18 protein-coding genes are annotated in these 25,407 nt (G+C 38.8%); 11 read left to right on the forward strand and 7 right to left on the reverse strand.

All coding sequences use genetic code 11. From position 1 onward, the window contains the following. Window positions 1-341 precede the first annotated feature (341 nt). Both OSH00_RS13035 and OSH00_RS13040 read right to left on the reverse strand, forming a co-directional pair. The gene (locus OSH00_RS13035; RefSeq protein WP_266130767.1) at window positions 342-902 is read right to left on the reverse strand and encodes a hypothetical protein; all 561 of its coding nucleotides are present in this window, start codon (window positions 900-902) and stop codon (window positions 342-344) included. A 2-nt stretch (window positions 903-904) separates the two neighbouring features. Continuing rightward, a complete protein-coding gene (locus OSH00_RS13040) occupies window positions 905-1,747 on the reverse strand; it encodes a hypothetical protein (RefSeq protein ID WP_266130768.1) in 843 nt (280 codons plus the stop codon). A gap of 287 nt (window positions 1,748-2,034) precedes the next feature. Between OSH00_RS13040 and ahcY the strand changes: the two genes are divergently transcribed. The 6 genes from ahcY to OSH00_RS13070 all read left to right on the forward strand — a co-directional run bounded on the left by ahcY (window position 2,035) and on the right by OSH00_RS13070 (window position 11,887). Then, window positions 2,035-3,417, forward strand: a complete 1,383-nt coding sequence (gene ahcY / locus OSH00_RS13045) for an adenosylhomocysteinase (RefSeq protein ID WP_196076569.1) — start codon at window positions 2,035-2,037, stop codon at window positions 3,415-3,417. A 123-nt stretch (window positions 3,418-3,540) separates the two neighbouring features. Next, the gene (gene metF / locus OSH00_RS13050; RefSeq protein ID WP_266130769.1) at window positions 3,541-4,377 is read left to right on the forward strand and encodes a methylenetetrahydrofolate reductase [NAD(P)H]; all 837 of its coding nucleotides are present in this window, start codon (window positions 3,541-3,543) and stop codon (window positions 4,375-4,377) included. Window positions 4,378-4,414: 37 nt separating this feature from the next. Beyond that, window positions 4,415-5,134, forward strand: a complete 720-nt coding sequence (locus OSH00_RS13055; RefSeq protein ID WP_266130770.1) for a 16S rRNA (uracil(1498)-N(3))-methyltransferase — start codon at window positions 4,415-4,417, stop codon at window positions 5,132-5,134. Window positions 5,135-5,270: 136 nt separating this feature from the next. Beyond that, on the forward strand, window positions 5,271-8,129 hold the full coding sequence (locus OSH00_RS13060; RefSeq protein WP_338150163.1) for an EAL domain-containing protein: 2,859 nt from the start codon (window positions 5,271-5,273) through the stop codon (window positions 8,127-8,129). Between the two features lie 137 nt (window positions 8,130-8,266). Further along, window positions 8,267-10,537, forward strand: a complete 2,271-nt coding sequence (locus OSH00_RS13065; RefSeq protein ID WP_266130772.1) for an NADP-dependent malic enzyme — start codon at window positions 8,267-8,269, stop codon at window positions 10,535-10,537. Between the two features lie 108 nt (window positions 10,538-10,645). Beyond that, window positions 10,646-11,887, forward strand: coding sequence for a multifunctional CCA addition/repair protein (locus OSH00_RS13070; protein WP_266130773.1), 1,242 nt, complete (start codon window positions 10,646-10,648; stop codon window positions 11,885-11,887). 148 nt (window positions 11,888-12,035) lie between these two features. Here OSH00_RS13070 and epmA read toward each other — a convergent pair whose 3' ends face one another. Then, window positions 12,036-13,010, reverse strand: a complete 975-nt coding sequence (epmA, locus tag OSH00_RS13075; protein ID WP_266130774.1) for an EF-P lysine aminoacylase EpmA — start codon at window positions 13,008-13,010, stop codon at window positions 12,036-12,038. Next, window positions 13,007-14,074 (reverse strand): 4-phosphoerythronate dehydrogenase, encoded by a 1,068-nt coding sequence (locus OSH00_RS13080; protein ID WP_266130775.1) that lies wholly within the window; start codon window positions 14,072-14,074, stop codon window positions 13,007-13,009. Before OSH00_RS13080 ends, epmA begins: the two co-directional genes overlap by 4 nt. A 557-nt stretch (window positions 14,075-14,631) precedes the next feature. Between OSH00_RS13080 and OSH00_RS13085 the strand changes: the two genes are divergently transcribed. Together OSH00_RS13085 and mgtA are read left to right on the forward strand one after the other, a co-directional pair. Beyond that, on the forward strand, window positions 14,632-15,327 hold the full coding sequence (locus tag OSH00_RS13085) for a hypothetical protein (RefSeq protein ID WP_266130776.1): 696 nt from the start codon (window positions 14,632-14,634) through the stop codon (window positions 15,325-15,327). A gap of 106 nt (window positions 15,328-15,433) precedes the next feature. After that, a complete protein-coding gene (gene mgtA / locus OSH00_RS13090; RefSeq protein ID WP_266130777.1) occupies window positions 15,434-18,190 on the forward strand; it encodes a magnesium-translocating P-type ATPase in 2,757 nt (918 codons plus the stop codon). Between the two features lie 101 nt (window positions 18,191-18,291). Here mgtA and sthA read toward each other — a convergent pair whose 3' ends face one another. Beyond that, the gene (gene sthA / locus OSH00_RS13095; RefSeq protein ID WP_196076703.1) at window positions 18,292-19,707 is read right to left on the reverse strand and encodes a Si-specific NAD(P)(+) transhydrogenase; all 1,416 of its coding nucleotides are present in this window, start codon (window positions 19,705-19,707) and stop codon (window positions 18,292-18,294) included. Between the two features lie 200 nt (window positions 19,708-19,907). Here sthA and lipA point away from each other — a divergent pair, with 200 nt between their 5' ends. After that, window positions 19,908-20,921 carry a lipoyl synthase gene (gene lipA, locus OSH00_RS13100; RefSeq protein ID WP_266130778.1) on the forward strand — a complete coding sequence of 338 codons (1,014 nt, stop codon included), beginning with the start codon at window positions 19,908-19,910 and terminating at the stop codon, window positions 20,919-20,921. Between the two features lie 67 nt (window positions 20,922-20,988). Here the strand turns inward: lipA and OSH00_RS13105 are convergent, their stop codons facing one another. After that, window positions 20,989-21,408 (reverse strand): hypothetical protein, encoded by a 420-nt coding sequence (locus tag OSH00_RS13105; RefSeq protein ID WP_266130779.1) that lies wholly within the window; start codon window positions 21,406-21,408, stop codon window positions 20,989-20,991. Window positions 21,409-21,680: 272 nt separating this feature from the next. On the opposite strand from OSH00_RS13105, the gene uraH reads away from it, so the two are divergent. Continuing rightward, the gene (uraH, locus tag OSH00_RS13110; protein WP_266130780.1) at window positions 21,681-22,079 is read left to right on the forward strand and encodes a hydroxyisourate hydrolase; all 399 of its coding nucleotides are present in this window, start codon (window positions 21,681-21,683) and stop codon (window positions 22,077-22,079) included. A 78-nt stretch (window positions 22,080-22,157) separates the two neighbouring features. Here uraH and OSH00_RS13115 read toward each other — a convergent pair whose 3' ends face one another. Further along, window positions 22,158-23,861 carry a M61 family metallopeptidase gene (locus tag OSH00_RS13115; protein WP_266130781.1) on the reverse strand — a complete coding sequence of 568 codons (1,704 nt, stop codon included), beginning with the start codon at window positions 23,859-23,861 and terminating at the stop codon, window positions 22,158-22,160. A gap of 178 nt (window positions 23,862-24,039) precedes the next feature. Between OSH00_RS13115 and OSH00_RS13120 the strand changes: the two genes are divergently transcribed. Next, window positions 24,040-25,308, forward strand: a complete 1,269-nt coding sequence (locus tag OSH00_RS13120; RefSeq protein WP_266130782.1) for a D-alanyl-D-alanine carboxypeptidase PBP6B — start codon at window positions 24,040-24,042, stop codon at window positions 25,306-25,308. Window positions 25,309-25,407 lie beyond the last annotated feature (99 nt).

Below are 25,407 nucleotides of genomic sequence, written 5' to 3' on the forward strand. Positions count from 1 at the left end.
TGCATCACTTAACAGCATAGAAACAATAATAAAAACAATCCCTTATAGACAATACAGTTTCACTTACAAGCAATACGCTTAAATTTAAACCTGCATTAACTCCTGTTAATTTTTTATGATGAAAATTAACTGCCTAAAAATTACAAAGGTATAATTATTAAAAATATATTCTTAAAATTTTAAAAAATATACGTGTAGCTTAAAACTCTATTTAGATTAGCGATCCGAATATTCATTATGCTAGATATTCATAATCATCTGAAAAAAACATCTGATTTCGCTCATCCTCTCCTTAGATCTACTGGCTTTAATTATTAATTTTATTTCTCTTTATCGCAGTATTAAATTTCATCTAAACACTTAAATTCAATGTTTTGATATTGACTCATGTAAATCGCGCTATCAAAAATAATATGGCTTGAAATATCATGGATGATCTGTTCTTGAAACAGAATTTCTTTTTCCAGTATGGCATTCCAATATTCCGGCTGATCTGAAAAGTTTTGATAGTAGTCCAACACTTCAACCACGGCACTGAATAACGCCACCAATGCTTGAGATTTAGATTGTTTTGCAACCATCATTGCAAAAGCATCTAAGCAAATCACCTCTATTTCATCAAGCGTTTCATAATCATCAGCGTATTCATCTATGACCGCATTACTGCGTTGGATCTTTTGTTGATAGTGAATCAAAAGCTCGTGATCGATATCATCAAACAACTGGGATTTATTGATCGTAATTTTATAGTTTTTTTCAATATAAAAATAAAAGAGAGGTAATTTCTCATAAAAACTGAAAATCGCTTTGACCAGACTCTTGCGTTGTTCAATTGAGGCCTGTTCAATTGATTGCTTAAGTGCAAAGATATGTAAGACAATGATTTTAATGATATCTATCATTTTCAGCCCCAATACTGACTTTTTAAAACCATAAAACCAATCCAAAGAAAAAGCAAAGTCATCACACCTACAGTAAATATCACACTGATTAACACATATCTCAGCCAAGCGGGTTGACGATTCAGTGCTCGGCTAAAACCAGACAAATGCTTTCTTAATCGTCCCACTACGTACATCGAACCAGCAATAGTCACTGCAAAAACAAAAATATATTGAACAATAAAAATTATTTTGGCGAGCCACGATCCTCTTAAATCAAACCAATCCTGGGCATAAAATAAAAAAGCCTCATGGGGTTGTGCCGGATTGATCCAAACTTCAAATTCATGATTTTGCACTGACATTTCAAACTTCTGTTGCGAATATTGCGTCAAGGTATCAGATTGATCTGTAAACCACAGATAATACTGCCGAGCAATATCTGGTTGTTCAACCGTATACATCTTTTGATGATAACGATACTCATAGATCACATTCATATAGGCAAAACTGGTACTGCGCCCGATTCGATACCGTTCAGCAGAATAATCAATGACACTGACGTGTTGTACTTTTTCCCAAGTCGGATGCCAGAGTCTAAATTCTTCAAATTGTATTCGAGGGGAAGCGGTATAAACACACTGCAAAATTAAATAGCTACAAACCAATACCAAACCATGCAGATAACCGTGCTGGGAAAATGAATATTTTCGTCCTCGAAATAGATAGAAAATAATATAGAGGAAAAACACATAGAGAAAAATGTGAATATTTTCATCCGCAATAAAATAGAAAAATAGACCAAAAATCACAGATACAGCTACAAATAGAACGCCTAAATATTGTTTGATTTGATGTGAATGCATTATTTGCCTTTATTATGATCTTGATCGTTTTATTGATGCTGAACTATTTTTCATACAGATTTTGCCCAAAAACTCATTCTATCTTTTAGTTGAATATTAACCAACTACATTTGAACTCTAATAAAATCTAGGTACAATAGTCGCCAGTCGAGGGATGCTGCGACTTTTTCACAGGCACTTAAATGTGAAATCGCTAGGCTCGACGATTCGGTCAGACATATATACTGATCAACAACGGCATCCGCGAACTGAATGATCAATATTTGTTATTTATAAAGGAGATCGTGATGAACGCGGTTAATGCTTCATTTACAGATTATAAAGTTGCTGACATTTCCCTTGCCGATTACGGTCGTAAAGAAATCAAACTAGCTGAAGCAGAAATGCCAGCATTGATGGGTTTACGTAAGCGTTATTCAGCAGCAAAACCACTTGCTGGCGCAAAAATTCTTGGTTGTATCCATATGACCATCCAAACCGCTGTTTTAATTGAAACACTGGTTGAACTAGGCGCAGAAGTGCGTTGGACATCATGTAATATTTTCTCTACCCAAGATCATGCTGCTGCGGCTATTGCAGCTTCTGGCATTCCAGTATTTGCTTGGAAAGGTGAGACTGAAGAAGAATACATGTGGTGTCTTGAACAGCAGATTAATGTAAATGGCAAACCTTGGGATGCCAACATGATTTTAGATGATGGCGGTGACTTAACTGCTGTTGTTCATGAGAAATATCCTGAACTCATCGCTAAAATTCATGGTATCACTGAAGAAACAACAACAGGTGTACAACGCCTGCATGAAATGTTCCGTGATGGAACATTAAAAGTTCCAGCAATCAACGTCAATGACTCTATTACCAAGTCGAAGAATGACAACAAATATGGTTGCCGTCACTCGCTAAATGATGCGATTAAACGTGGTACAGATATGCTTTTATCTGGACGTCGTGCACTTGTCATTGGTTATGGTGATGTAGGTAAAGGTTCTGCTCAATCACTTCGTCAAGAAGGCATGATCGTTCGTGTTACAGAAATTGATCCGATCTGTGCAATGCAGGCGTGTATGGATGGCTATGAAGTTGTTTCTCCATATAAAAACGGTATTCAAACAGGCAAGAAAGAAGATATTAACTTAGACCTTCTTCAAAATACGGACCTGATTGTAACCACTACAGGTAACTATCACGTATGTGACTCAGCAATGCTAGATACATTAAAAGCGGGTTCTGTTGTGTGTAACATCGGTCACTTCGATACCGAAATTGATACCAACTATTTACGTGGCTACAAATGGGTTGAAGTTAAACCGCAAGTACATCAGGTCTATCGCACAGAAAATGAAAATGATTATTTAATTCTTCTTTCTGAAGGTCGTTTGGTCAACTTAGGCAATGCTACAGGTCACCCATCACGTGTGATGGACGGTTCATTTGCCAACCAAGTATTAGGTCAAATGCACTTATTTGCTGAAAAGTTTGCTGATCTTCCTGAAGATCAAAAAGCTGCAAAAATCCGTGTCGAATTAATTCCTAAAAAACTTGATGAGGAAGTTGCTGCTGCAATGGTTGCAGGTTTCGGTGGTGTATTGACACAATTGACTCAAGAACAAGCAGACTACTTAGGTGTGCAAGTTGAAGGTCCGTTTAAATCTGAAGCTTATAAATACTAAGTTTTCATCCGCTACCCCTCACTTTTAAAGTTTATATATTGAAAGTAGACATCCTCTCCTCTGCGAGAGGATTGGGTAAAAGTGAAAACACATTAAAAAGCATTTATAAAAAAGGATTTAATCATGAGCAAACGTATTCCCATTTCGTTTGAGTTTTTCCCAACCAAAACCGATGCAGGTGCGGAAAAACTTAAAGTCGTTCATCAAGAACTGCAACAATTCAATCCAGAGTTTTTTTCGATTACTTATGGTGCTGGTGGTTCAACCCGCGAACGAACCTTAGCCGCAATTTCTGACTTCAACGGTAAAGGTACTCCTGTTGCCCCGCATCTTTCATGTATTGGAGATGATAAGGCGCGCATTGCTGAATTATTAGATATTTATAAAGCACAGGGGATTGATCGTATCGTTGCATTACGCGGTGATTTACCTTCAGGTCAAGTCGGGCTAGGTGAGCTCCCTTATGCGACCGATTTGGTTCGTTTTATTCGTGAACATACAGGCGACCATTTTAAAATTGAAGTCGCAGCATATCCCGAAATGCATCCTCAAGCAGAAAGCTATGATGCAGATATTCAACACTTTGTTGAAAAAGTAAATGCAGGAGCAAATGCAGCCATCACTCAATTTTTCTTTAATCCCGATGCCTATTTCTATTTTGTGGACCGCATCCAGAAAGCAGGGATTAATATTCCAGTCGCACCAGGCATCATGCCAATTACCAATGCCAGTAATTTGATTCGTTTTGCTGACGGTACAGGTGCTGAAATCCCACGTTGGATTCGTAAACAACTGGCTACTTATGGTGACGACTCTGCCAGTATTAAAGCTTTTGGTCATGAGGTTGTGATTAAGCTGTGTGAACGCCTTATCGAAGGCGGTGCCCCTAGTCTGCACTTTTATACAATGAACCACACTGAACCAAACCGCCAACTTGTTCTTGATCTTGGCTTAGCCTAAACCAAAAATTGATTTCCCGACTTGTGAGTGAAACTGAATGCCTCGCTTTTATATTGAAACGGATTTAGCTGTCAATACGACAGTTGAACTGACTGAAACCGTATTTCATCATTGGGTCAAGGTATTACGCGCACAAGTTGGTGAACACGCCATCTTGTTCAACGGACAAGGTGGTGAATATGAAGTGCGCTTAACAGAGGTGACTAAAAAGTCTGCATCTGTTTGGATAGAATCATTTCATCCAGATAACCGTACACCTGCTTTTACAACACTGCTTGGGCAAGTCATGAGTAAAGGCGATCGTATGGATTATGCCATTCAGAAAGCAGTCGAGCTTGGTGTGACCAAAATTCAATTACTGACTTCTGAACGTTGTGAAATGCGTTTAAAATATGATCGCGACCAAAAAAAACTAGATCATTGGCAAGGTATTGCGATTGCAGCCTGCGAACAGTGTGGGATGAATATTGTTCCTAAAGTTCTTGCTCCCCTCAGCTTACAGAATTGGCTGGAAAGCGAGTTACCAAAGACTCGATTTGTTCTCGCTCCTGAAAAAGAGCAAACAGATGTTCTTGCAGATGCATCATCCAATCTTGTCCTGTTGATTGGTCCTGAAGGTGGACTGAGCGAAGCTGAAATCATAACAGCCAACCAATTCGGTTTTAAAAATTGGTGTATTGGTGAGCGAGTGCTGAGAACTGAGACAGCCCCCGTGGTTGCCTTGTCTATTTTGAATTATTATTTCCCATTAAAGTGACTTGGCTCACACAAAGCAATTGCAAATTTGGTGATTTCACAGTATTTTAATAGCAAAGAGACTATTAATTAACAAATTTTCAATAGTTGCTCCCTTAAACCTACGCATTCTAAAAATAGCAGAGGTGCAACAGCGAATGAATGATGTTCAGGAAGAGCTTCTTTCATATGATGTGAATTCATCGAACATCAGAAAGACTGTTAAAAATATCCGAATATTTTTTATTTGGGTATTTTTTACGTGCGTATGTGATGCCTTTATTTATCTTTATTTGTTTAAGACACATAGCAATTTATTAGCATCTTGGTTTGCTGTCACCGTTGTATTTATACTGTTTATCTGTATTTTTTTAACCTGTTTACTTTATCAAAAAAACAAAAGATATTTTAAGCATATACATGTTTTTTTTCAATTTTTTAGTTTAATTTTAGGTACTCTTTTTGGAATTGGCATCTATATTATCAATTTAGAACTAACCAGATTACCCGATATACTCAATCCATTTTACTCTTTTCTTTTATCCAGTTTTTTGTTGAGCTTTTCTTATGTAATGGCAATGAACTTTCTGAATCAGAGATTTAGCTATTTTACAGCATTGTTCGTTCCCTCTTCGATTCCAGTTTTCAGCATTCCCTTACTGTTTCCACAAAATACCAATGAAGTATATAGCACAGTATTTATTGTGTGGTTTGCCTTGTTATTTTTTAGTGCCTATATCTCACATAAAATTTACTTAAATTCAGAAATTCTAAATCTAAAGAATCGAGTTTTGATTAGACAATCTCAACAACAACTTGAAGAATCAAAAGGATTACAGCTTCAACTCAAAAATGAAATTTCCAAAACTCAAATCATGAAAAATGAATTGCAACTGCATAATCATTTATTAGAACAGAAAGTAAAGGAAAGAACCTATGATTTTAAGCAGATGAATGATCGCCTTGAAAATCATCAAGCCAATCTTACCTTTGCACATGAAACAGCAGGCATCCATTCATGGGTTTGGAACATAGAGAAACGTACATTTGAAATTGCAGATTCAAAAAGCGATGCTGAATTCAGACAATTAAATCTTAAACAGAACAATGTCGATGATTTCATTCATCCTGAAGATATTGAAAATTATAAGACCTTGCTCAAACAGCACCTCAAAGGCAAGACTGAACGTTTTGAAGCAATCTATCGTGTAAAGCGTGACAATCAATGGTGCTGGATTCAGGATATTGGTAAGGTCGTTTCAAAAAACTTTAACAATAAACCATTAAGAATGGTGGGTATTCAACGAAATATTCAAAAAGAAAAAACGGATCAAGAAAAACTGAAACTGGCTGCGAATGTTTTAGAGCAAGTGGCTGAAGGTGTATTTATTTTAGACAATAATTTGTGTTATTTAGAAGTAAATCCCTATTTCGAACAACTTCTGGCTTACAAAGAAAATGATTTGATCGGTCGCCATCTCTTTGATATCACCATCAACAACAATGCCCGTACTGAAAAAATGTATACGGTGATTACCCAAAGCTTAGTCCAACATGGTGAATTTGAATCCGAATTGCAAATTGATTTTACGTCAGGAAAAAAGCTGGTTCTTTGGGTACACATTAATGCGATTTATGATGAAAAAAATAAAATTTCAAACTATGTGGGCATTATTACTGACTTGACGGATCGTAAAAAACAGGAACAAAGACTCTCCTATCTGGAACATTACGATATTCTCACCGATCTGCCCAATCGCTTTTATTTCAAGCAACGCTTGCATCATTATTTAACCCATTATTCAAGTACATTTAAAAACTTTGCGGTTTTACGGATTAACATTGATCGTTTTAAACTGTTCAATGAGTTCATGAGCCATAAAGAAGGTGATGAATTACTCAAACGAGTAGCCCATCGTTTAAGATTGTGTTGTAGCAGCGCATCTCTTATTGCCTACTTAAACAATGATGATTTTGCTGTAATATACAATTTAAACAGTAATATCAATATTCATCAGCACGCACAAAATATTTTAGATGCATTTAAACAACCATTTGATATCAATGCGCAGGAACAGACCATCACGCTTTCAATTGGGATTGCCCTGTACCCTGAACATGGTTTGCAATTGGATAGTTTAAATGGTCATGCAGAATCTGCTTTACGAGAAGCCAAACGTTTAGGTGGCAATACAGTCTATTTCTATTCGGATAAGAAAACACCTTTACTTAATCAAGGTATAAATTTAGAAAGTGAACTTAGAAAAGCAATTAAACATAAAGAGTTAACTGTCCACTACCAGCCTAAAATCTGTGTCAAAACTCAACGTATTTATGGTTTTGAAGCGTTAGTGCGCTGGCAGCATCCTACACTGGGCTATATTTTGCCGGATATTTTCATTCCACTCGCAGAAGAAACCAGTCTAATTTCCGATATCGGATTGATCGTGTTGCATGAAACCTGTAAACAGATTCAATATTGGCAATCTCTGGGCTTTGACCATTTTCGAGTATCCATCAATATTGTTGCTCAACAAATCTATCGTGGTCAGTTGATTGAGGATATTGATTATGCACTAAAAAAATACAATATTTCCGGTGATATGCTTGAACTTGAACTCACCGAATCTTCTTTATTTGAAAAGTCTGACCAAGTCAATTTACTTTTAAAACAACTCAAAGACCGTCATATTTCAATTTCTTTAGATGATTTCGGTACAGGCTATTCTTCGCTTGCCTATCTCACCAGTTATCCCTTTGATATTTTAAAAATTGATAAAGCATTTATTTCAAAAATTGGTCAAGAAAAAGATGAAGCGATTGTCAATGCAATTATTGCCATGGGAAATGCCATAGGAATTACACTTGTCGCTGAGGGTGTTGAAACCAAAGAACAAGCTTTATTTTTAGAAAAACACGGATGCTATATTTTACAAGGATTCTATTTTTCAAAAGCACTTTCTTCAGCAGACAGTACAAAATATTTAGAACAGCACAAGCTTATTACGATTTGTTAATTCTTTTAGACTTCAAATCTATAAGTTTGTTGGAAATAACTACTTTTTGACTGTCGGTATTGTTCAACAAATGTTATATTCGATCAAATTTAGTCAAACCACCAGCCTCGCTGGAACATGTAATAATCGAGATTCAGATGGATGATCAATCTTTAAAACAGCAAGCCCTTTACTATCACGAATTTCCAACACCAGGAAAAATCAGCGTTACACCAAGCAAACAATTGGTCAATCAACATGACCTGGCCCTTGCCTACTCTCCTGGCGTCGCAGCACCTTGTTTAGAAATTGAAAAAGACCCTTCTAAAGCTGCGCTTTATACTGCGCGCGGTAATTTGGTCGCAGTGGTCAGTAATGGTACAGCCGTTTTAGGACTGGGTAATATTGGTCCATTGGCATCTAAGCCAGTCATGGAAGGTAAAGGCGTACTCTTTAAAAAATTTGCGGGTGTTGACGTTTTCGACATCGAAATTGCTGAAAATGATCCGGATAAAATTGTTGACATCGTAGCAGCACTAGAACCTACTTTTGGCGGGATCAACCTCGAAGATATTAAAGCGCCTGAATGTTTCTATATTGAACAAAAGCTTCGTGAACGCATGAAAATCCCTGTGTTTCATGATGACCAACACGGTACTTCGATCATCGTTGGTTCTGCGCTTCTCAATGCCTTACAATTAAACGGCAAGAAAATTGATGAGATCAAAATTGTCGCTTCTGGCGCAGGCGCTGCTGCACTTTCTTGTTTAGATTTACTTTGCGCGATTGGTGCGAAAAAAGAAAACATCATTGTGGCCGATTCGCGTGGTCTATTAACCACTAAACGTGAAGGCTTAGATGAGTCTAAAAAGCGTTATGTTCAGGATATTGAAGGCTCTCAAATCGCAGATGTGATTGCAGATGCGGATATGTTCCTAGGTCTTTCAGCCGCGGGGATCTTAACCAAAGAAATGGTTAAAGTGATGGCCGCTGATCCAATTATCTTTGCCCTAGCCAACCCGGATCCAGAAATTCTGCCTGAACATGCACATGAAGTACGTCCAGATGTGATTATGGCAACAGGTCGTTCAGACTATCCAAACCAAGTGAATAATGCGCTGTGCTTCCCATATATTTTCCGTGGTGCGCTTGATGTTGGTGCAACAACGATTAATGAAGAAATGAAGATCGCTTGCGTACATGCAATTGCACGTATGGCACATGTTGAAGCAGACGCTGCATCTTATGGTGAAAAGTCTGCATCATTTGGTCGTGATTATTTAATTCCACGCCCGCTTGATCAACGTCTGATTTTGGAAATTGCACCTGCTGTCGCTCAAGCTGCGATGGACTCAGGTGTGGCGAGCCGTCCAATTGCTGACTTCTCTGCTTATCGTCAACGTTTATCTGAGTTTGTATATAACTCAGCATTGATGATGAAACCTATTTTTGCACAAGCAAAAACTGCACCTAAACGTATTGCTTATGCTGAAGGTGAAGATCTTCGTGTATTGCGTGCAGTACAGATTGCTGTAGATGAAGGTTTAGCACAACCTATTCTCGTGGGTCGTACTTCTGTAATCGAAGCCAACATCAAGAAATTGGGCTTACGCCTAGAACACGGTGTAAACATCACGATTGTTGATCAAGAGAAAAATCCTGATTACGATAAGTTTGCAGATGATTATTACAATTTGATGCAACGCAAAGGCGTCACACCTGAGTACGCTCAACGTGAGTCACGCCGTCGTTCTACACTCATCGCTGCAATGTTGGTTCGTCATGGTTTAGCAGACGGCATGTTGTGTGGTACCTATGCAAGTTACGACATTCATTTAGACTTCGTTAAAAATGTAATTGGTCTAAAAGAAGGTCGTAGCACATTCTTTACCTTGAATGCTTTGATGCTTGAAGATCGCAATATTTTCATTGCTGATACATATGTCAATACCAACCCAACTGCTGAACAACTTGCAGAAATGACGATTTTGGCTGCTGAAGAAGTTCGCCGTTTTGGTATGACACCTCGTGTTGCTTTGTTATCGCACTCAAGCTTTGGTTCAGACCAAAATGATCCAAGTGCACAAAAAATGCGTAAGGTATTTGAAATCTTGACTGAGATTGCACCTGAGTTAGAAGTGGAAGGCGAAATGCATGCAGATGCAGCATTAGATGAAAATATTCGTCATTTCGCATTCCCAAATTCACGCTTCAAAGGTTCTGCAAACTTGTTGATTATGCCAAATCTTGATGCGGCAAACATTTCATTCAACTTGTTAAAATCAACCTCAGGCAACAATGTGACGATTGGTCCTATTTTGCTTGGCGTTGCTAAACCTGTACATATCTTAACACCGACTGCAACAACACGTCGTTTGGTGAATATGACTGCTTTAACTGTTGCTGAAATTCAACAAGCACAAGGCTAATTGAGCTTTGTCATGAATCCCACGGAACTTTAGTCAAGCAACTCAAGTTCTGTACTTGAGAAAACCTCTATTCTGTTGCATGATGGCATCAAGAATAGAGGTTTTTTCATGCAAGTTTATTTAGTAGGCGGTGCCGTTAGAGATCATTTACTCGGACATCCCTATCACGAAAAAGATTATGTTGTGGTTGGTGCAACACCAGAACAACTTCTTGCCCAAGGTTATCAACCTGTGGGAAAAGATTTCCCTGTGTTTTTACACCCAGAAACAAAAGAAGAATATGCACTCGCACGTACTGAACGTAAGTCGGGATTTGGATATCATGGCTTTGAATTTTTTACCGACCCTGCCGTCACTTTAGAAGAAGATTTGATTCGTCGCGATCTGACCATCAATGCCATGGCAATGGACGATGCCGGTCAAGTCTATGATCCCTATCACGGGCAGGATGATTTAGAGCATAAAATTTTACGTCATGTTTCCAGTGCTTTTGCAGAGGACCCTTTGCGTGTGCTCCGTGTTGCACGTTTTGCTGCCCGATATGCTCAATACGGTTTCCGTATAGCCGATGAAACCATTGCACTCATGCGCCAACTGGCTGAATCTGGTGAGTTGCAAGCCTTAACACCAGAACGGGTCTGGAAAGAAACCTCACGCGCTTTAATGGAAGATCATGCCGATGTTTATTTTGAAGTATTACGTGAGTGTGGTGCTTTAAAAGTTCTATTTGCGGAAATTGATGCACTTTTTGGCGTACCGCAACGACCTGAATACCATCCTGAAATTGACTGTGGCATTCATACCCTCATGTCTCTGCGACAAGCTTGCAAAGCCCATTACGCTTTAGATGTGCGCTTTGCTGTACTGGTTCACGATTTAGGGAAAGCCCTCACGCCTAAAGATGAGCTTCCGCGTCATATCATGCACGAAGAACGTGGTATTCAACCTGTTACAGCAGTATGTGATCGTTTACGTGTACCGACCCAAACCAAACAACTGGCGCTTGCTGTATGTAAAGAGCATTTAAAATGCCATCAAGCCTTTACTTTAAAAGCAGGTACATTATGGCGTTTACTACAACGTTTAGATGTATTACGCCGTCCTGAGCGTGTTGAGGCATTTGTACAAGCCTGTGAATGCGATGCCAAAGGTCGCTTGGGTTTAGAAGATCGTGAATACCCGCAAGCCAATTACCTTTTGGAGGCCATGAAAATTGTACGTACTATCAAAGCCTCAGACTTACCACCGGAGGTTCAAGGGGCGGATATTGGTGAGATGCTGATCCAAAAGCGTATCGATGCGATTGCACACTTAAAACATCAATCAGGTCATCATCATCATACAGTTTAAAAAAAACCTCTCAGCGTGAGAGGTTTTTTATTCATGGACGACTCTAAAACCTGAAACAATTAATATTGTTGTCTGTAAAATGAATATGACCATTTAATATATTTACCTATTGCCCCAACTACATGAACAATAGGTGAAAAAAATACTTTCAAGATACATCCGCAGGAAATGTAATCACCTTTTCCAATTTTATTTGGTTCATCACCACCATCAATAGGCGGTCAATCCCCAACGCTATCCCTGCACACTCCGACATATTCGGCAAAGCCGCCAATAAATACTCATCGACAGGCATCACATGTAAACCGAGTTTTTCACGCTCAGCATTATCTGCTTGAAAACGGCTTCGTAAAATCTCTGCATCAATCAATTCATCATAGGCATTGGCAAGTTCAAGCCCTTCAATATACAGCTCGAAACGTGCAGCAACCAACTCACCATCTTCATCAAGTTTAGTTTTCGCCAATGATGCCAATTCAGCTGGAAAGTCGATTAAAAATACAGGTGTATCAAAGCCTAAACTCGGTTCAACCATATGTGAAAATAACAAATCCATATAAGCCAAGCGGTCATCCCCCAAATCCAGATTTAAACCTACTCGATGGGCTGCATCTTTGAGTTCTTTCAAAGTAGCTTGCAGTGGGTTTAAATCTAGACGATCAATAAATGCATGCTTGTAGCTCAATATTGTTGGACGAACCTCACCAAAACGTTCAGCCAAAACAACATTAAGTAAATCAGTCACTTCGAACATCAAATCTTTCAAACTAAATTGCGGTCGATACCACTCCAACATTGTAAATTCACTGTTGTGTTTTCGACCATGCTCATCATCACGAAATACTTTGCAAATTTGATAAATTGCACCACTGCCACTGGCCAATAAACGCTTCATCGCAAATTCAGGAGAAGTTTGTAAATAATGTGTTTGCATTTTACCTTGCAGATGGCGTTGCACCGGTATTGAAGCCAAATGAACATCTGTGACACCCGCTTGCGACAAGATCGGTGTTTCAACTTCCAAAACATTCCGTTGCTCAAAAAAATGACGAATTTGCTGATACATGTTTGCACGTGCTTTCAGTGCAGGAATATCACAAGTCGGTTTAAAGTTAATCGTCATGCTTTTGGACCTCCATGAGCAGACCATTCACGGCGCAGAGGATAGCTTTTACGGAGAAAATCAAACGCTTTTTGATCCACTTTTCCATCTTTTAGGCAGTCACGCAAATTGTCATCATCACGTTGAATATTATAGATTTCAGCCAAATAGTTTTTCAGGGTCTGTTTAATACTATTGCCATAGAAGTATTGTTCACAGGCAGGCAATTGTGATTCAAACTTTTTATGATTTAAATATTCGAATCGTTTACAGAACGCCTCATAGATCATCTGCGTTCCTCTCGCCTTACCTTCTAAACTATATCCTGCGATATGTGGCGTCACGAGAGCAATTAAATCAAGCAAGCGTTGTGAAATCTCAGGCTCATGTTCAAATACATCGAGCACCACTTTACGTCGGGTCGTTAAAATATCTGCAATCAATGCCGCCTCTTCAACCACGGCACCTCGCGCAGAATTGATGAGAATTGTTTCAGGAGACATCATCGCCAATCTTTCAGCGTTGATCAAATGATGTGTTGGATATTGCCCTGTGTGGGTTATAGGTACATGCAGGGTCACAGCATTGGAATTCTTCAGTAATTCTTCAAGCTCAACATGTCTAATGCTGTCATGCTGCATAAAAGGATCATAGCCGATCACATTCCAGCCCAATAATTGCGCCATGTAAGCTAAACGCGTCCCCACATTACCTAAACCCACAATTCCTAAAGTGAAGTGTTTTCCTGCATCCAAAAATTCTGGATGAAGATGCAACAAAGCGGTGATGACATATTCAGCAACAGCTTGTGCATTACAGCCCGCTGCATTCGACCAAGTAATTTGATGTTTTTCTAAAGCTTGAATATCTAAATGATCTGTGCCAATCGTCGCACTGCCTACAAATTTTAATGCAGTCTGTGCAATCAACTGCTCATTAACTTTCGTGACCGATCGAATCAATAAAGCATCCGCATCTTTAACATTGTCGTGGCTAAGAGTTCGCCCTGCTGCCTGATGAATTTCCCCGAATTCTGAAAAGAAATATTCAGTAAATGCTAGATTTTCATCTGCAACAATTTTCATAACCTTATCCACATATTGAACTGAAGCTATGATAAACCTTTGAACCTGTTAAAACTATGTTGTTCATAGATCAAATTTCTAAAAAAGTATGCAGCTCAAGAAAAACTGTTAAGTACTTTGAGATAATTCAGACTTTTAAATCTTAAACATAAAAAATGAGTAAAAATTTAAAATCCAATCCTCCTGAAGCACCATATCCGTAAAATAAAAAATGAGCTAAGTCGTTTATTTACCAAGTATTGATTGTTAAATTTAAATTTATAATAAAAAATTCATCAAATATGACTTGTTAATCCAAACACTTGCACTATAATGCCGTTGAGTTTATTCAATGGAGATCCTAAATGGGAAGTTGTTCGAGGTTCGGGTTTAATTATCTTTTAAACCAAAGCGAATACTGAGCAATATAGCCTATTAGGTCGGCTATCTTGCAACGAGATAGCTTTGAAAAAAAATATAATTCAATCCCCCCTCTATAAAATTTTTACATATCAGCAAAAATTTAATGTGTTGACTACAACCCGTTTAGTTTCTCACCTAAAAATGGGGAGAGGCCGATGTTTTTACATGCTTCCATTCAATGGTATTGTGCGATCAGTGTATTTTTACTCTGTGGAATCGTTGTGCTTGCTCAAAAAAGCAAAGCCGATCCGCTTTTAAATACGGATGATGCATCTATTACAGCAGCTCACCGCTGCCAATTAGAAAGTGCTTATTCACATAGCACAGCAGGTACATGGTCATATCAAGTTGCACCTGCTTGTAACTTTGCTGAAAATTTAGAACTTTCAGTGGGATATCATGCATCGAAAGATATTGATAATGTACATGGTTTTTCAGCTCAAGCAAAAACCGTATTAAAACCCATGGGTCATTTCTGGGGCATTGCAAGTAGTCTGATGCTATCACAAGATGACCAGTCTCAGCATTTTTCAGATTTAGACTGGTTTCTCAATCTACCCATGAGTTTTAATTTATCTCCGCACTTAGCAGTAGATACTAACTTGGGTTACCAATATGCGCATGATCATTCACATTTAATTCGTTGGGGAATTGCTACACATTATTCGCTAAACGATCGCTGGGTTTTAAACGCAGAAACCTATAATCAAGATCGTGATTCGCCTTTTTTTCAGACCGCTGCCCACTATAGCCTGATCCCAAACATCTTAACATTCGAAGCAACTTTCGGTGATCGTTTCAATGCCTTCCGACAGAGATGGTTTGGACTCGGATTAAGTTACACACCTTAATTGTAAGCTTAATTCCCCGCTCTATTTTATAAATTATTTTTCAAATCGGCTTTATTTCGATCATAAGGTCAGAGCCTTTGCACGCCTAAAAAAAGAGGACTTCAATATGAAACTCTGGCACAAACTATTTACCACCTTTCTCAAAAGATTTCATCTCATGCGTTTCTTTGGACGCAGTCAATCTTTTAAAGAATTGCATCAATCCAGTTATGCACAAGAAATCAGCAAAACTTTATCTACCCGATTGGTCAAGGCAGCCAAATTGGACTCCGCACAACTGCTCAACAAATTTAACAGTTCAGAAGCAGGTTTAACCGAGCAACAAGCAAGTGCCCAACAAAAGATCATAGGTTTGAATGAGATCTCTCATGAAAAGCCGCTGATGTGGTGGCAGCACCTTTGGTATTGCTACCGTAATCCTTTCAATATTCTATTGAGTCTTTTAGCACTGGTGGCATTTCTTACTGATGATTTGACAGGCACATGTATTATCAGCGTGATGGTGATTCTTTCTACCCTGCTTCGCTATTGGCAAGAATCCAAATCAAACCAAGCAGCAGATGCCTTAAAAGCAATGGTGAGCAATACCGCAACCGTTTTAAGAGATCAACTCAGTTATGATGATCTGGTGCTGATGCAACAACGCTATGGCATTGATGTTAAAAATCAAAAAAACTCTCAATTTGAAATGCCAATTCAATATTTGGTTCCGGGTGATATTATTTTGCTCTCCGCAGGAGACATGATTCCTGCCGATTGTCGAATTCTCACTGCCAAAGATCTATTTGTTTCTCAAGCGGCAATGACAGGTGAATCTATGCCTGTAGAAAAATTTCCTGTGCAAACAAACCTTCAGCAAAGCAATGCTTTGGAACTCGAAAATATGGTCTTTATGGGAACCAATGTCGTTTCAGGTTCAGCACATGCCATGGTCGTAAGCACAGGAATACACACATATTTTGGGGCTTTGGCTCATCGAGTAACAGCGACAGATCGAGGCACAACCTCTTTTCAAATGGGTGTAAATAAAGTCAGTTGGTTATTGATCCGCTTTATGTTGGTCATGGCACCTGTTGTACTGTTTATCAATGGGTTTACCAAAGGTGATTGGACAGAGGCTTTTTTATTCGCATTATCCGTTGCAGTCGGCTTAACACCTGAAATGTTGCCGATGATTGTTACCTCAACTTTAGCAAAAGGTGCAGTGTTTTTATCTAAAAAGAAAGTCATTGTGAAACGCCTGGATGCCATTCAGAACTTTGGTGCAATGGATGTGTTGTGTACGGATAAGACAGGAACATTGACTCAGGACAAAATCTTTCTATCACAACATGTCGATATACTCGGTCAAACCTCGCACTATGTTTTAATGCAGGCATTTTTAAACAGTTACTATCAAACCGGATTGAAAAATCTGCTTGATGTTGCTGTATTAGAAGCTGTTGACCCAGAGATCAAAACACAAAAGTTACGTTTTAAAAAACTAGATGAAGTACCTTTTGATTTTGATCGCCGTCGCATGTCTGTCGTGGTGAAAACACCACAAGACAAAGTCCGCATGATTACCAAAGGGGCTGTTGAGGAAATGCTCAAAGTTTGTCGTTATGTTGAAATTGATGGCAAAGTAGAAGCGCTAACTACACAAAAACAGACTGCAATTGAAACACTGACTCAACGTTATAACCAAGATGGTTTGCGTGTAGTGGCTGTGGCTTATCGTGAATTTCCAACGACACAAGAAAATTTTTCTGTAGCCGATGAAAGTGATCTGATTTTAATTGGCTATATTGCCTTTTTAGATCCACCAAAAGAATCAGCCATGGCAGCAGTAAAAAGCTTACATGCGCATGGTGTCGCAGTAAAAGTATTGACTGGAGATAATGAATTTGTCACACAAAAAGTGTGTCGTGAAATTGGTATTCAATGTGAACGCATTTTACTTGGTGGCATTATTGAAACTCTGTCAGACAAACAACTGAAAGAAGCTGTCGAGCACTATGATATTTTCGCCAAACTCAGTCCCGTTCATAAAGAGCGTATTGTGGATCAACTTAAAGCCAATGGGCATGTGGTCGGCTTCTTGGGTGACGGAATCAATGATGCGGCAGCGATTCGTGCAGCCGATATTGGAATTTCTGTGGACACCGCAGTGGATATTGCCAAAGAATCTGCAGATTTGATCCTACTTGAAAAAAGCTTAATGGTCTTGGAAAAAGGTGTGATTGAAGGCCGTAGAACTTTTGCCAATATGCTGAAGTACATCAAAATGACCGCGAGCTCCAATTTTGGCAATGTTTTTTCTGTGTTGGTTGCCAGTGCCTTTATCCCGTTTTTACCGATGCTGCCGATTCACCTATTGATTCAAAATCTACTTTACGATATTTCCCAGATCGCTATTCCATTTGACCATGTGGATGATGAACTGATTGCTCAACCCCAACGTTGGCAGCCTGGTGAAGTGGGCCGTTTCATGATCGTGTTTGGACCAATCAGCTCGATTTTTGATATTTTAACCTTTGCCCTGATGTGGTTTGTTTTTTCAGCAAACACCCCAGCACAGCAAACTTTATTCCAATCAGGCTGGTTCGTGGTGGGACTACTCACTCAAACACTGATCGTACATATGATCCGTACCGCCAAAGTTCCATTTATTCAAAGCCGTGCCGCAACACCTTTATTGGTCATGACCGCAATCATTATGTGTATAGGCATATTCTTGCCAATGGGGCCATTGGCAAGTTATTTAAAACTGGAAGCATTGCCACTAAGCTATTTCTTCTATCTGCCATTTATTTTAATTGCCTATATGTGTTTAACACAGTGGATTAAAACAATATACATCCGTCGTTATGGTTGGCAATAAAATTTACATGAATTGAAAAAAACCTTTCCCATGTTGCTGGGAAAGGCTTTTTTATTATGCAATGTTGATGCTCTAAATAGATTTGGCATCAACATTTTTGATTAGAACAATCGATTCATACCATTCAATGTTGCAACACGATAAGCTTCCGCCATTGTCGGATAGTTAAAGGTAGTTTCAACAAAATACTTGATGGTATTGTTACCACTTTGCATCACGGCTTGCCCAATATGGATAATTTCGGCAGCGTTATTACCAAAACAGTGTACGCCTAACAGTTCCAAGGTATCACGATGGAATAAAATTTTAAGTTCACCTACCGTGTCACCTGTAATTTGTGCACGTGCCAGATGACGGAATGACGCTTGACCGACTTCATACGGAATTTTTTCTTCAGTCAACTGACTTTCAGTTTTACCAAAGAAAGAAATTTCTGGAATTGTATAAATACCTGTTGGAATATCTTTTACAGGCTTCACATCTTTTTCACCAGCCATATTTGAACCTGCACAGCGACCTTGGTCATATGCAGCAGAAGCAAGTGATGGCCAGCCCACGACATCACCTGCAGCATAAACATTTTCAACTTCGGTTTGATATTGATCATTGACTGCAAGTTGACCACGACTGTTTGGAGTAAGACCTACATTCTCAAGTCCTAGGCCATCAGTATTTCCTGAGCGACCATTGCACCAAAGAATCGCATCAGCTTTAATCTTCTTGCCACTTTGTAAATACAGTACGACATGATCATCAAAAGTTTCTAGATGATCAATTTGCTCATTGTGACGGATCAACACCCCTTGTTCACGCAAGTGATATGACAATGCATCGGCAATTTCATCATCAAGATAACTCAATAATTGATGTTGCGTATTGATCAAATCAACTTTGTGGTCCAAACCAATAAAAATAGACGCATATTCACAACCAATTACACCTGCACCATAAATGATAATCTTATGAATGGTGAAATCGAGATCCAAAATTTTGTCTGAATCAAATACTCGAGGATGGTTGAAGTCCAAACCCTGTGGATGGTAAGGACGGCTACCCGTCGCAACAACCAGCTGTTTAAAACCCAAGGTTTCTTTTACCCCATCTTCACTGAAAATAATCACAGTATTTTTATCTTGAATATATGCACGACCATGAAATACATCAATGTTGTTGCGGTCGTAAAAGCGTGAGTGTGTATCGACTTGCTGTTGAATTACTTTATGTGCATTTCGCAATACTTGTTTCATGGTGAATTGCTTCCAATCCCCCACTTTCTTAAACATTGGATCACGTTGGTAACGGATAATACTTGAAACTGTTTGACGCAAAGCTTTACTTGGAATTGTACCCACATGCGTACAGTTACCCCCGAGTTGCTCGCGAATATCAACAATTGCAACACGCTTACCCGATTTAGCAAGCTTCATTGCCGCGCCTTCACCAGCAGGACCAGAGCCAAGTACGACTGCATCGTATTTCACAAAATTCCCACTAACGACTTCTTTCTTACGTGGCATTCAAAGCTCCTTATACTAAATTCAGTCTATATCTTTTCTCATGCGATATTATGAACTAAACCGAAACAATTTTCTGTATTTCCCATGCATATATTCTGTGATAACGACATTTAGTATATGAATAGTGTTTTTACCCCATCGTTTTGCATTTCCGTTATAATGGTTTATCTCCCCCGTAGAAAACAGTGGAAAAGTTGAATATGTCAGAGAACCGTAAACCAGAACAGGGTGTCAAATTACGTGGCGCGGAAAAAGTTGCTCGTATACCTGTAAAAGTTATTCCCACGGTTGAAGCACCACGAAAGCCGGATTGGATTCGTGTGAAAATGGCTGCACCTGATGAAGTTCAACGTATAAAAACCACTTTGCGTGCGCAAAAGTTACATACGGTCTGTGAAGAGGCGGCATGTCCCAACCTTCCTGAGTGTTTTGGTGGCGGTACTGCAACCTTTATGATTATGGGTGATATCTGTACCCGTCGTTGCCCTTTCTGTGATGTTGCACATGGTCGACCAAATGCACTTGATCCAGATGAACCACGCCACATGGCGGAAACGATTGCAAATTTAGGTTTGAAATATGCAGTAATCACTTCAGTAGACCGTGATGATCTATTGGATGGTGGTGCACAGCATTTCGTAGACTGTATCAAAGAAGCGCGTGCACTCAGTCCAAAGACATTACTTGAAATATTAGTGCCTGACTTTCGTGGTCGCATGGACATTGCATTACGTATCATGACGGAATGTCCGCCTGACGTATTTAACCACAACATTGAAACAGTGCCACGTCTGTATAAAGCAATGCGTCCAGGTTCAGATTATCAACATTCTTTAAACCTTTTGAAAATGTTTAAGGAATATTGCCCAGATGTTCCAACCAAATGCGGCTTGATGGTCGGTATTGGTGAAACGGAAGAAGAAGTGATTGCATTGTTAGATGATCTACATGCCCACGGCGTTGACTATGTCACTATTGGACAATACTTACAGCCTTCAAAAGAACATGCTCCTATCGATCGTTTCGTAACACCTGAAGAATTTGAGCGTTATACTGCACATGGTCAAAAACTAGGTTTCAGAAATATTTGGGCTGCACCGATGGTTCGTTCAAGTTATTTTGCTGATCGTCAATATTATGGAGAGCCTGTGCCACAAGTTCGCCGTAAAGCAGATCCTGCGAAGAAAATCGCAGTCCAAGCCATCGAAGCTTAAAACGAACTCAAGCCTCTAAGAAAAAAGCACGCTCAACAGCGTGCTTTTTTCTTGATCTCAGTAGTTTTTATCGGCATTTTCCAATCGTTTTACCTTCGATACTGCTCATATTGCTTTGTAATTTTGTCAATGTTGAACAATGTAAATTTCCAGAAACCATCGACTTATTTAAACTCAATGTCGTTGAAACTTGAGATGCAGCTACATCCCCCTCTACTGAAGAATTGACCAACTTCAACACTTTGGCTGTGTTGGCTTGGACGCTGCCACTGACTGAAGAATTATTGAGGATTAAGCTCGCACCCTTTTGTACATTCACATTGCCATCAACAGAACTACTGTTTAAGGTACAGGTTGCACCTGCGGGTACTGTTAAACTCGACACTGCATTGTTATTGATTGCGCCAGTACAATTCGCTGCAAATCCAAGTTGCGCAGCCATTAAACCACATGAAATTATGCAGGTATTCAGGAAAATTTTCTTCATGGATATAACCCTTTGAATTATTCATTTTAAATTTAAAAATTAAATTTATTATTCACCGATCTTAAAAGATGTCTTCTTCGGGTTGAATGGCAAATGTGTTGGTATTTTTTTAATCAACGGTAAATAACACTGCTTTAAAAAACGTCTAAAATTATGAGAGGATGAATAATAAAGATGTTGATTTGAATGATTAATATAATTTTACATTTTTTTAATAACGCGATTACTGGTTAACCTTAACATAGAGGTTTTAATTTGGGCGAAGCACGATAATGAAAAAATTTATCTTATCTATGATTGCAATTTTATTCTCTGGATTTTGTTTTGCTCAAAATCCATTAAGTGTACATGTTTTAAATCTTGAAAGTGGTCTACCCTCAAGCAATGTTAAAGTCATTCTCGAAGCTCAGCAAAATGATAAATGGATAAAAATCAATGAAGGCATCACCGACAGTAACGGACGAATTTTAGCCTTATACCCTGAAAATAAAGCACTGGACAAAGGTGTCTATAAAGTCACTTTTGAAACAGGCGAATGGTTTAAGCAAAAAAACCAACGAAGCTTTTTTCCTGAAGTGCCTGTGGTTTTTGTGATAGACGGTACGCTTGAGCATTATCATATTCCTTTGCTTATCAGTCCATATGGCTATTCTACTTATCGTGGCAATTAACCTTGAAGAATCAACGTGATTTAGAAATTCACCATAAAAAACCGATGTATCAAACATCGGTTTTCAGTTCATACAATATTAAATGCTTAACCATTTTTCTACTTTGACTTGATCAAGGACAGTCAATTCAACCGTCGTTAAATCAATTTCTCCACCGTGAAGCTCGAACTGCATAAATTCATCTCGGCGGAAAGCATATACAGTAAAGCGATCTTGTTGTTTGGAATATTGTGATAAAAGTTTTTCCGAGGCTTTTAAACCATCAATCGCAACAATCACATCATTGGCTGAAAGCCCTGCAATTGCACCCGTTCCTTCACGCCATGCCTGTTGAATAAGCACCCCTTCAGGTTTGTCCACTACTTTCAAACCAAATGGCAGTGCCTTTTCATTTTTTAAACGATAACTCAAACCAAATTCAGGGAACAATTGATCCAGTGGTAATTCATCTGTGGTATTGATCAAATGATTAATTTGTTCAATCCAATTACTGCCTGTCAATTCATTACATAATTCAACGATTGTGCGCTCATTGACCTGAATCCCTTTTTGAGTATTCTCATACAAACGGCGCATCAACGCATCTAAACTGGAACCACGCAAACGTAATCCCAAATCCAAACTCAGTGCCACTAAACAGCCCTTGTTATAGTAACTGGTTCCTGCATTATTTGAGTTTTCATCTTGACGATAGAATTTTATCCAAGCATCGAAACTTGATTCAGAAACAGATTGGATAAATCGTCCCGGATTTTGCAAATAACGATCAATTTGACCTTTCAACAAACTCAAATAAGACGCTTGAGAAATCACACCACTGCGGTACAAAATCAAATCATCATAATATGAAGTGAAACCTTCGAAAATCCACAATAAAGAGGTATAAGCTTCTTGATTCAAATCATAATTGGCAAAGTTTTCCGGTCGAATAAATTTAACTAACCATGAATGGAAATACTCATGACTGCAAAGCCCCAAGAATCGTTGATAATCTGCCGATGGTTCTACAGGTTCATTTATCTTGGGCAAGTCATTACGTGGTGTAATCAAGCTGGTGCTGTTCGGGTGTTCTAAGCCGCCATAACTATTGCCTGTTGCCATTGTCATGAAAGTATAGTTTTCAAAAGGTGCTGAACCAAACATGCTAATTTCTGTACTACAGATTTTTTCAAGATCTTGCTTCATACGTTCAGCATTCATTGTATGCTGACCAGAAACCACAAACTCATGAGGAATTCCATTCGCATCAAAACTAAACCGTGTTTGCTCCGCCAATTCAAATGGCGCATCAATCAATTGAGCATAATGATCGGCTTTTAAAGTAAAACGACCTTTCACCAAACTTTTCGATGCCAAACCAGTCGCAAGCTGAAAGTGCTTTAATTCATCGGGTAAAAAAACTTCAATCTCGATCGCTGAATCTTCTTGATCTTCAAGCCCTAAACATACGCAGGCTGGATTGACATATAAACGGCTTTGATCCACATATGCACCTCGTACAGAAAGATCATAAGCATAGACATCATACTCAACTGTAATGAGTTCATGATCCGTGTTATATAAACGCCATTTATTTTTTTCAAATTTATTTATTTTAAGTTGACGGCCAGCTTCATCATAAGCTTTTACCGATTCGATATGTTTTGAAAATTCACGAATTAAATAACTCCCCGGAATCCATGTCGGTAGAGACAATACTTGAGTTGGATTTGCCAGAAAACGCAATGTGACATGGATGAGGTGTTGACGATAATCGTCAAATTCAATCTGATAATGCAACATAAATATATATTCGAAAATAGACAGTGAGAAATTACCAATTAGATTAGCATTTTTTTACAAAGTCGGGCGATTTTAGTCGAAATTGTCTGCAATTCTTACTAGCGTAGAATGCAAAAAAGGCATAGCATTCGCACAGTTTGTCGACTCTTGCCATTGGATTGGCTTAAAGGTAAATCTGTTGAAAATTCTTGCTTCTTTTATTGCAATAACGGGCTTGGTTTGTTCCACCTTTGTTAATGCCGCACTTTTAAATATTAACCCGCAATCTGTTGAAGCTGAAGCTTGGACAATATTAGATACGCAATCAGGTCAAACTATTGCGGAATATAACAGTCATGTTCAGCGTGCACCTGCATCCATGACCAAGATGATGGTGGCATATATTGCCTTAAAAGAACTAAAAGCAGGTCATCTTAAAAAAGAAGAGATTATTACCGCCACACCTGTGGTTCAAGTCGTACAGTGGGATGAATCTCAGATGTACCTGAAACAAGGAGAGCAGATCTCGATTGATCAATTACTTGCCGGTTTGATCGTCATGTCTGCCAATGATGCAGCAGTAACTTTGGCAGAGCGTATTTCTGGCAGTGTACCCGCATTTGTTGCGCGTATGAACCAAGAAGCACAGGCTTTGGGAATGAAAGATACTCATTTTGCCAACCCTCCGGGGATCACCATGCCAGATCATTTTTCTTCTGCGCATGACATGGCGATCTTGGGTCAAGCTGTAACATCACAAACCCCTGAATATATGCATTATTCAGTGATGCCGAGTTTTAGCTATAACCAACACTTCCATCATGCAACCAATCTCGTTTTAAAAACAGATCCAAGTGTAGACGGTTTAAAAACAGGTTTTACCAAAGCTGCGGGTTATAATTTGGCTTTAACAGCACACCGCCCTTCTGCTATTGCTGAGTCTCCTGATCGTCGTTTAATTGTTGTGGTGATGGGTGCAAAAAGTGCAATTAAACGTGCTGAAATTGCTCATAAACTTTTAAATTTAGGCTATGCCTATACACGAGATGAAGTGGCAATCAAAGACAAACAATTGATCGCTGAACTTCCAGTGGTCAAATCCACATTAAAAATGTTTAAAGTTGAAGCCAGAAAACCTCAGTTAGTGACCACCTCACTTTATAACGATGCGAATCCAATTGACCTGAATACCTTTGATGTAGTGAATAGCCGTGTCATGAAAACAGATGCTCATGGCATTTTGACCGCAATTGAACCATTGACGACGACTCAAACACGTTTGAATGTCGAACTTAATGAAACTTCATTGACCGCGCCTTTGGAAAAAATCATGCATTTGGCTAAAGTGAATGTATACCAAGATAATCAACTCATCCAAAGCTTTGATATTGAAGATGAGGTTCATATTGAACAAGCCTCTTGGTTCGAACGTTTAATGGAATGGATCAAGTCAATTTTTGGAATTTAGAGTCTGTTGACAATTCGTCTACGTTTGCGACTAGGTGTTTTTTTAGGCGATAATAGGCACGAAATATGAAATTTAGTCATTCTAAATGATGAGAAACAT

Origin of the sequence: Acinetobacter nematophilus, assembly GCF_026344175.1 — a bacterium.
Taxonomy (GTDB): Bacteria; Pseudomonadota; Gammaproteobacteria; order Pseudomonadales; family Moraxellaceae; genus Acinetobacter; species Acinetobacter nematophilus.